10 protein-coding genes and 1 tRNA gene are annotated in these 7213 nt (G+C 62.6%); 7 read left to right on the top strand and 4 right to left on the bottom strand.

Going from position 1 to position 7213, the window contains the following annotated elements:
* The coding region (locus EOA32_RS30725; protein WP_145971398.1) for an amidohydrolase family protein at window positions 1-928 on the bottom strand (928 nt) is incomplete at its 3' end.
* A 164-nt stretch (window positions 929-1092) separates the two neighbouring features.
* On the opposite strand from EOA32_RS30725, the gene EOA32_RS30720 reads away from it, so the two are divergent.
* The 4 genes from EOA32_RS30720 (at window position 1093) to EOA32_RS30700 (ending at window position 3242) form a co-directional block, all read left to right on the top strand.
* Window positions 1093-1305: a hypothetical protein gene (locus EOA32_RS30720; protein ID WP_128373718.1), complete on the top strand. Its 213-nt coding sequence runs from the start codon at window positions 1093-1095 to the stop codon at window positions 1303-1305.
* Between the two features lie 90 nt (window positions 1306-1395).
* Window positions 1396-2064, top strand: a complete 669-nt coding sequence (locus EOA32_RS30715) for an outer membrane protein (RefSeq protein WP_128373717.1) — start codon at window positions 1396-1398, stop codon at window positions 2062-2064.
* A 275-nt stretch (window positions 2065-2339) separates the two neighbouring features.
* Complete coding sequence (locus EOA32_RS30705; protein ID WP_189407502.1) at window positions 2340-2996, top strand: class I SAM-dependent methyltransferase; 657 nt, start codon at window positions 2340-2342, stop codon at window positions 2994-2996.
* A gap of 160 nt (window positions 2997-3156) precedes the next feature.
* Window positions 3157-3242, top strand: a tRNA-Leu gene (locus EOA32_RS30700).
* A gap of 32 nt (window positions 3243-3274) precedes the next feature.
* Here EOA32_RS30700 and EOA32_RS30695 read toward each other — a convergent pair.
* Entirely contained in the window at window positions 3275-3853 is a 579-nt protein-coding gene (locus EOA32_RS30695) for an NUDIX domain-containing protein (RefSeq protein WP_128373715.1), read from the bottom strand.
* A 155-nt stretch (window positions 3854-4008) separates the two neighbouring features.
* Here EOA32_RS30695 and EOA32_RS30690 point away from each other — a divergent pair, with 155 nt between their 5' ends.
* The 3 genes from EOA32_RS30690 to EOA32_RS30680 all read left to right on the top strand — a co-directional run bounded on the left by EOA32_RS30690 (window position 4009) and on the right by EOA32_RS30680 (window position 5753).
* Entirely contained in the window at window positions 4009-5112 is a 1104-nt protein-coding gene (locus EOA32_RS30690) for an NADH:flavin oxidoreductase/NADH oxidase (RefSeq protein ID WP_128373714.1), read from the top strand.
* A 90-nt stretch (window positions 5113-5202) separates the two neighbouring features.
* On the top strand, window positions 5203-5481 hold the full coding sequence (locus EOA32_RS30685; protein ID WP_066998903.1) for a DUF982 domain-containing protein: 279 nt from the start codon (window positions 5203-5205) through the stop codon (window positions 5479-5481).
* Window positions 5482-5513: 32 nt separating this feature from the next.
* Entirely contained in the window at window positions 5514-5753 is a 240-nt protein-coding gene (locus EOA32_RS30680) for a DUF2188 domain-containing protein (protein ID WP_066998906.1), read from the top strand.
* Window positions 5754-5823: 70 nt separating this feature from the next.
* On the opposite strand, the gene EOA32_RS30675 is transcribed toward EOA32_RS30680, so the two are convergent.
* Window positions 5824-6105, bottom strand: coding sequence for a hypothetical protein (locus tag EOA32_RS30675; protein WP_095829376.1), 282 nt, complete (start codon window positions 6103-6105; stop codon window positions 5824-5826).
* 189 nt (window positions 6106-6294) lie between these two features.
* Window positions 6295-7203: an alpha/beta fold hydrolase gene (locus tag EOA32_RS30670; protein ID WP_245499436.1), complete on the bottom strand. Its 909-nt coding sequence runs from the start codon at window positions 7201-7203 to the stop codon at window positions 6295-6297.
* Window positions 7204-7213: the final 10 nt, after the last annotated feature.

Genomic DNA, 7213 nt, shown 5'->3' with positions numbered 1-7213 from the left:
GCACCACACGATCCATATGACCTTCATGCACCAGCGTGCCGGAATGGCTGTCGTCGGTGCACAGGATGAAGTTGCGCGGGTCGATGCCGCCTTCGGTGACCGCCTTGATCTGCGCAGCGACGTCGTACCAGGCGGACCCCAGCCTAAGCATCGCCTTCAGGCCCTGGCGCACGCGGGCGATCGCATCCTCGGCGCGCGTGCCCTCGTGGTCATCTTCGGCGCCGCCGGCGACATAGCCGTGGAACGGCAACCCGAGATCGCGCGAGGCATAGTGGCCGCCGACGGTTTTGCCGGCCTTCACCGTCTCGGCGATCTCGCCCGACATCACCGGATCGTTGGCGGCGACTCCCGGGAAATTCATCACTTCGCCAAGCCCGATGATGTTCTCCCAGGTCATCGCCTCGGCGACGTCTGCGACCGTAAGCTCCGCGCCGGCATGCTCCAAGCCCGGCGCCGAAGGCACGCAGGACGGCATCTGCACATGGACGTTGATCGGCATCGCGACCGCCTCGTCATGCATCAGCCGAACGCCCGGCAGGCCCAGAACATTGGCGATCTCGTGCGGATCGATGAACATCGAGGTGGTGCCGTGCGGGATCACGGCGCGGCAGAATTCCGTCACCGTGACCATGCCGCTTTCGACGTGCATGTGCGCATCGCAGAGGCCGGGCACCAGATAGCGGCCGCCCGCATCGACCACCTTGGTCCCCTGCCCGATCGTATGACCGGCATTCGGGCCGCAATAGGCGAAGCGTCCGGCGGCGACGGCGATGTCGGTGCCCGGAATGATCTCGCCCGAATGGACATTCACCCAGCGTCCGTTGCGGATCACGAGATCGGCAGGCCGGCGCCCCATCGCGACGTCGACCAGTTGCGTCGCCACTTCGGTCCAGGGCTTGGGTTTCGTCGGATTGGTGCCGGTCGCCATGAAGAACTCCTGTTTGCCCGACTGTGCCAAGCTGGCGCGGTTTTGACCAGTTGGCAAAACTGCTTTGTTTTTAAGGCAGGACCGGCTCCCGACAGATCTCCCCTGCGGCAGCAGGGCGAAATCTCGCCTAGACTGGATCTCCGGCTATTCGGGTTGCAGAAGAGATGGCAAAAGCGATCCGGTTCGCAATCTTCATGCTGTCGGCATGTTGCGCCGGCCTGGCCTTCTTCACCTTGCATTCATTCTGGGCATGGGCCGCGCCGATCGCCATCTTCATCGCCGGCTCCTCACTAGGCGAATATGCTTTCGCACGGCTGGCCAAGTCCGACGAGAAACAGCGTGACCTGGAAGATCGCGTGCGCAACCCGCCGAAGTAAACCACTGTTGCAGGAATACAATTCCGTTTTCGGGCGAATAACGCTAGGTTGCACCGAGAAGTTTTCGAAACCGCCATTTCGGAGCGCTCGATGGGTCGCCTGACACTTGCCAGTGCCGGCTTTTTCGCCCTGCTGTCCGGGCCGGCCTTGGCCGCGGACGCGATCGCCGACCTGCCCATGACTGCGCCGGGCTTCGATTGGACAGGCTATTATGCCGGCCTGCAGGCCGGCTATGGCTGGGGCTCATCTGACATCTCCGGCACGGAAGGCGAGCCGTTCGCCGCTTCTCCCGATGTCGACGGCGGCTTCGTCGGCGGCCATGTCGCCGGCCTCTGGCAGTTCAATCAGGCGGTGATCGGCGCGCGCGCTGAGCTCAACTATGCCTCGATCGACGGTTCGGCCTTGCTCGACCCTGGCAATGCCGTCGGCACCGAGGTCAAATGGCTGGGATCGATCAATGCCGAAGCCGGCTTGGCGGTCGATCGCTGGCTGATCTATGGCGTCGGGGGCGTCGCCTTCGCCGGTATCGAGACCTCGCAAGATCTCGGCGGCAGCGGCTTCGCCAGGACACGCACCGGCACCGGCTGGACGATCGGCGCCGGGGTCGACTATGCGCTGAGCAGCAACATCGTCGTCGGCGCCCAGTACCGTTACTACGATTTCGGCAAGGAGCATTTCGACGTCCAGGACGACTTCTCCGATCGTGATCAGGACCTGAAGCTCCATACCCTGGGCGTAAACTTCAGCTACAAATTCTGATTTGCGGAGCAGCACGAAACGAAGGTGGCCGGCGCGCCGCGGGATCAAAACAGAGTCGACTTACCGGGTCATTTGATGTCCGCCCTATAAGCAGCTCTCGAAGCGGCCGGCGCCGACTTCATTCCCGAGAACGGCGGCGGTGCCGGGGTGAGAACTGCGGAAGCCATGAAGCGGATAGCTGCTCCCCTTGGCAAGCCAGCTTGCGTGCGCCTCCTTTGCCTTTGACGGCCAATCCCTCTAAAATGTGCGGCCAAGAAGAAATGGGGGTAAGGCTTATGACTGAGCCTGACGCTGCGCACGAAGCAATCGTCGATACGTGGCGTAGTTTTGGCGCCTCTGATTATGAGTACTTTGAGAAATACGAAAACCCTGAGTTGGTGGCTTGGTTTTGGGCACCGGCGAGCCGCTTTCGCAAAGCTTTTGAGCGATATTTGAACTTGGATGATGTGCTCGAAATAGCCAGCGGTGCCGGACGTCATTCGGCGCAGATCGTCGGCCGTTGCAGGCGACTGACGTTGATCGATACTTCGGTCGATGCCACTGCATTGGCTAGGAAACGGTTTTCAAGCGCTTCTCACGTGACCGTGACGCTTTCCCCGGACGGCAAGAGTCTACCGTTTGAAAAGTGGCGCTTTTCCTCCGTTTTCAGCTACGACTCGATGGTTCATTTCGAACCGCTGACCGTGGCGTCCTACATCATGGAAGTCGCCTCCGTCTTGAAACCGGGGGGACGAGCTCTCCTTCATCATTCGAACTACTCGGATAATCCAACCGCATCCTTCAAGGAAAATCCCGATTGGCGGAATTTCATGCCAAAGGGATTTGTCGAGCATGTCAGCGCGCGTGCAGGGCTGACCGTCATCGAACAGCAGACGTTTCCGTGGAACGGGAACAGCGAGACTGACGCTCTCACCGTCGTGGAGAAGGGTTAACAGCGCGCCCTGCGCTGGTCTTCTGCGGCCCGGAAGGCGAGCCATAGCCGGTCCAGTTGCGATGAGAACCGATGCGGAAGAGCTTATTCGGTGGCAATACGGTGCCATCCCGCCCACAAGGCTGGACTCGTGTCGGCCCAAGTGCTTGAAATCGCGGCGCGCGGACGTGGCGGAATTGGTAGACGCAAGGGACTTAAAATCCCTCGATCTCTGATCGTACGGGTTCGATTCCCGTCGTCCGCACCACCCTTCGCTCCTCGCTTCGGGTGGCAGGCCGCTCAACCCTTGATCGGATTGAGCTTCAGGTGCTGGATCAAAATGATGGTCTTGGCGTCGACGATACGGCCGTCGGCGATGCCGGCCAGCGCCTCGTCGAGCGGCATTTCCAGCACCTCGATGTCTTCGCCCTCTTCCGGAGCTCCGCCGCCGTCGGAGATACGGTCAGCCGGCGAATAGCGCGCGGTAAAGAACCAGAGCCGTTCGGTCACGCTGCCGGGGCTCATATAGGGCGCGAACAGCCGCTCAACGTCCTTCAAATGATAGCCGAGCTCCTCTTCCGCTTCCTTGCGGATGCAGGTTTCCGGATCGTTTTCGTCGAGCAGACCGGCACAGGCCTCGATCAGCGGCTCGCGATGGCCGGTGACATAGGCCGGATAGCGGAACTGCCGCACCAGCAGCACCGTCGAGCGCTGCGGATCGAAAGGCAGGATCACCGCGCCGTCGCCGCGATCGTAGGTTTGGCGGATCTGCGTCTCCCAGCGCCCATCACGGCGGCGATAGTCGAGCACCGTCTTCTTGAGCACCGCCCAATCGTCGGACAGGATTTCTTCAGACTGGATGCGGACGCGATCTTCCATTGATTGGCTCCGTGCTGTCGGCAAGCGTTATCGGCGAACAGGCGCGGGCGCAATCCTGGAAACCGACTGGTCCAGCGTGACTTTCACCGGCTGTTGTCTGGCGCGAAGTGCCGCGGCTGCCTAGATAGCGAGATCTCTCCCCAGGAGCCGTTTCCATGACATCATCGCTTTTCCAGCCGATCACCCTCGGCGGCCTGACCTTTCCAAACCGTATTGCGGTAGCGCCGATGTGCCAGTATTCGGCCGAGGACGGTTCCGCCAGCGACTGGCATCTGCATCACTGGATGAACCTGGCCATGTCCGGCGCCGGCATGGTGACCGTCGAGATGACCGACGTCGAGCGGCGCGGCCGCATCTCGCATGGCTGCCTTGGCCTCTACTCCGATGACAACGAGGCAGCGGCCAAGCGCACGCTCGATGCCGCCAGGCGCGTCGCCGCGCCCGGCACCAAATTCGGCGTCCAGCTCGCCCATGCCGGCCGCAAGGCATCCAACAGAAGGCCTTGGGAAGGCGGCGGGCCCCTGCAAGCGGGCGAGGATCCCTGGCAGACCGTTTCGGCTTCGGCCATCGCCTATGACACCGGGTGGAATATACCGCACGCACTGGACGAGGAAGAGATCCGGCACGTCATCCAACATTTTGCCGATGCGGCCAAGCGGGCCGAGCGCGCCGGCTTCGACTTCATCGAACTGCACGCCGCTCACGGCTATCTGATCTTCCAGTTCCTGTCGCCGCTTTCCAACCAGCGCACCGACCGCTGGGGTGGCTCGCTGGAAAACCGCATGCGCTTCGCCGTCGAGATCGCCAGGGCGGTGAAGAAGGCAGCGCCGGGCCTGATGCTGGGAGCGCGCCTTTCGGTGAAGGAATGGGTCGACGGCGGCTTCGAGATCGAAGAGGCGATCGAAGTAGCCAAGGCGCTGAAGGCGGAAGGCGTCGCCTATCTGTGCTGTTCCAGCGGCGGCAATTCGCCGTTGCAGAAGCTGCCCAGCGGCCCCGGCTACCAGGTGCATCTGGCCGAAGCTGTGCGCAAGGGCGCCGGCATTCCGACGCGTGCCGTCGGCCTGATCGACGATCCGCAGCAGGCCGAGGCGATCGTGGCCGACGGCCGCGCCGACATGGTGGCTCTGGCGCGCGCCTTCCTTGCCGATCCGCGCTGGGGCTGGCGCGCGGCGGCGACGTTCGGCGAGGAAATCCGTCCGGCGCCGCAGCTGGCGCGCTCGGTCACGACGATGCAACACTGGATGAAAGCGGCGGGCTGAACGGCTTGCACAGGTGACGATTGGCTGAGACCTTTGGGCGCAGCCTTCCGCCACCATTGCAACCAAATTGGCCGTTTTACGTTGGCGGCCATGACAGACAGCAAGCCATTTGAGAAGCCGGTGGTGGTCGAACTCGGCCATGTCGGCAAATATCGCCAAATAAGCAGCACCCGCGAAGCGGCCGAGTGCCTGATGACCGTATGGCCGCTCAATCGCGGCCAGCGGCATCGTGATGCTCTCGATACTTGCCTGAAAGCGCTGGAGGGGTATCGTTCGACGGCGGACGCGCGCCGCGCGCTGATCGAGGCAGCCGAGGAATCTGAAGTGCTGGTTCCCGAAGAAAGGCTGTCCGACGGAAAGCTGCATTGAGCAGGCAAAGGGCTTCTCGACCGGAGGATTCCATGGCGAAACTGACCTACAAGATCGTCGAGCATGACGGCGGCTGGGCCTACATGGTCGGCTCGACTTTTTCAGAAACATTTCCCACCCGCCAGGACGCGCTGCGCGCGGCTGAAATTGCTTCGGCCGAGCAGCAGGTCGCCGGCACCACGGATGGCATCCAGTATGAGGATTCCGAGGGTGTCTGGCATGACGAACTGGCCGATGGCCGCGACCGGCCGCAGACCGAAGTCTCAGAATAATTTCCGTCGCCCGACCTTGCTGCGACCGACGCTGTAAAAGCTTCACGTCGGTCGCTCGCTGGCGAACGGACTACTTGCCGCAATACTGGTCGTTGACGTTCGGGCCGGCATTCGCGTCGGGGCCGGCCGTATCCGAGGCGCATGGGCCGACGGCACCGTTGCCGAAGCTGTTTAGCGCGCCGGCGTCGCGATCGGAATAAATGCTGCCCGTGGTGTAGGGATCAACCGGCACTTGCTCGCTATGGACCGGGCGATCACGATGCCACCACCACCAAGCGTCCGACGATTGTGCCATAGCCGAGGTGCCCATGGCCAGGACAAGCGCCGAGGCTGCAAAAATCTTCGTAAGCATAATTGGTACTCCATCTGGTGATTTGCCGCATTCTTGCTGGCCGGAAATTCGCCAGCCGACACGGATTAAAACCGAGGGTTGGAGCCGAAGTTCCCGTTGAAAGTGTAGGTGAGGCGGAATGTCCGACACTTTTGCGTGACGGTTCGTGAATGGACGCGATCCCTCTCGGCCTTTGACCGAACGGGATCCTCACGCTGGGAATGCGCGCGCGGCGATGCGCTCGATGAAGGCCACGACGCGTTCCGGTTCCACGAATTGCGGCATGTGCCCGAGCCCTTGGACCCGTTCGAAATCGAGCTCCCTGATCCTGCCCGGCATCGGTTCGCCATGAGCAGCGATGCCGATCACCCGGTCATCCGCGCCGAACAGAATGCCGGCCGGCATCAGGATCTCGCCATAGCGCTGTTCGAGGCGGCCGAGATCCTCTTCCACCGCCACGATATCGGTGGAGGTCGCCTGGAAATGGGCGGGCCGCAACCCGAGCCAACCACCTCCGGCGATCATGTAGTCCCCCGGCACGGCTTGCGGCGCAAAGATGAACTTCATCGTCGGCTCCGCATATTTCAGGCTGTACGGTATCGCTAAAGTATGGGCCAAGATCCAGCGCTTCAGGCGCGAGGGAACATAGAGCAGGTCGAATTTCTGGCGCACCCTCGCCTCCAGATGCGTCAGCGGCGCGATGAGCGCGATGCCGGAAATCGCCGTCGGATGCTCGATCGCAAGTGCAAGCGCGATGGCGCCGCCCAGCGAATGACCGACGATCAAAGGCCGTTCGAGCCCAAGCTCCTCGATGAAGCGCCGCACCACTTCCGCCTGTTCGGGCAGACGGCCGCTCGCCCCGCCCGCCCGCACCGAGTATCCCGAGCCCGGCCGGTCGAGAGCGATCAGCCGGTAGCCGGCGCCGAAGCGGCCGAACAGCGTGTGCCGGAAATGGTGGAGTTGCGCGCCGAGCCCGTGCAGGAACACGATCGGCCTGCCCTCGCCTGCTTCGACATAGTGGATGCGGCTGCCGCCGATCTCGATGAACTTGCCGCACGGCGGTACCAGCCTCTCGGCCTTGGTGGCGATCCACCATGTTGCGAGCATGAAGCCGAGCACGACCGCGGCG

Source organism: Mesorhizobium sp. M1A.F.Ca.ET.072.01.1.1 (genome assembly GCF_004023325.1).
Lineage (GTDB): Bacteria > Pseudomonadota > Alphaproteobacteria > Rhizobiales > Rhizobiaceae > Mesorhizobium.
This window is presented reverse-complemented; position numbering and strand designations above follow the sequence as displayed.

What these genes read in the sequence shown, in the direction of transcription:
- EOA32_RS30720 (WP_128373718.1), top strand. Translation starts at nt 1,093, where the DNA reads ATGGCAAAAGCGATCCGGTTCGCAATCTTCATGCTGTCGGCATGTTGC.
- EOA32_RS30680 (WP_066998906.1), top strand. Translation starts at nt 5,514, where the DNA reads ATGGCGAAACTGACCTACAAGATCGTCGAGCATGACGGCGGCTGGGCC.
- EOA32_RS30705 (WP_189407502.1), top strand. Translation starts at nt 2,340, where the DNA reads ATGACTGAGCCTGACGCTGCGCACGAAGCAATCGTCGATACGTGGCGT.
- EOA32_RS30675 (WP_095829376.1), bottom strand. Translation starts at nt 6,105, where the DNA reads ATGCTTACGAAGATTTTTGCAGCCTCGGCGCTTGTCCTGGCCATGGGC.
- EOA32_RS30685 (WP_066998903.1), top strand. Translation starts at nt 5,203, where the DNA reads ATGACAGACAGCAAGCCATTTGAGAAGCCGGTGGTGGTCGAACTCGGC.
- EOA32_RS30715 (WP_128373717.1), top strand. Translation starts at nt 1,396, where the DNA reads ATGGGTCGCCTGACACTTGCCAGTGCCGGCTTTTTCGCCCTGCTGTCC.
- EOA32_RS30695 (WP_128373715.1), bottom strand. Translation starts at nt 3,853, where the DNA reads ATGGAAGATCGCGTCCGCATCCAGTCTGAAGAAATCCTGTCCGACGAT.
- EOA32_RS30690 (WP_128373714.1), top strand. Translation starts at nt 4,009, where the DNA reads ATGACATCATCGCTTTTCCAGCCGATCACCCTCGGCGGCCTGACCTTT.